This window comes from Vibrio sp. 03_296 (assembly GCF_002265885.1).
This window is the reverse complement of the sequence record NZ_NPKW01000749.1, coordinates 1-564: the sequence shown is the minus strand read 5'-3', so window position 1 is coordinate 564 and position 564 is coordinate 1. Positions and strand designations below refer to the sequence as shown.

Here is a 564-nt window from a genome sequence, read left to right as displayed (position 1 = left end):
ATGACATGTACAAAGAGCTGAACGTGAAACAGCTACAAAAAGCGATGTTCCGCAGCGAATACTTCCCAACCATGGTGCACAAACGGATGTGGCAACACGCAAATACTTCCGCGGCGAGTGTGATTACTTGCCGCTGAAAGAAGCGGTCGGTCGTGTCGCTGCAGAAGGTGCGCTTCCTTACCCTCCAGGCATTATCTGTGTGATCACGGGCGAAATCTGGTACGCAACAAGTGGTCGATTACTTCTTATCTCTAGAAGAAGGCATCAACCGATTCCCAGGCTTCGCACCAGAGATTCAAGGTGTCTACCTAGAAGACGTCAATGGCCGCACCACCGCCCATTGCTACGCCCTTAAAGATTAATCTACCCCGTTCGCATCGTGACTTGGTTGTCGCGGTGCGAACCGTTTATTCGTGGAGAATAATTTATGAGTACTGAAACCAAAAAAATGTCGGTGGTGCAGCTAACCATTCTGACATTCATTAACATGGCTGGCTCGGGCATCATCATGTTGCCAAGTAAGTTAGCGCAAGTAGGCACGATTTCGATTCTATCTTGGCTGAT

Annotated in this window: 2 pseudogenes; both read left to right on the top strand. The window is 48.8% G+C overall.

Annotated features, from left to right (window positions below):
- Positions 1 to 362 (top strand): annotated as a pseudogene (locus CIK04_RS27625) (ornithine decarboxylase); the annotation flags it as partial.
- A gap of 65 nt (positions 363 to 427) precedes the next feature.
- Positions 428 to 564: pseudogene (potE, locus tag CIK04_RS27620) on the top strand (putrescine-ornithine antiporter); the annotation flags it as partial.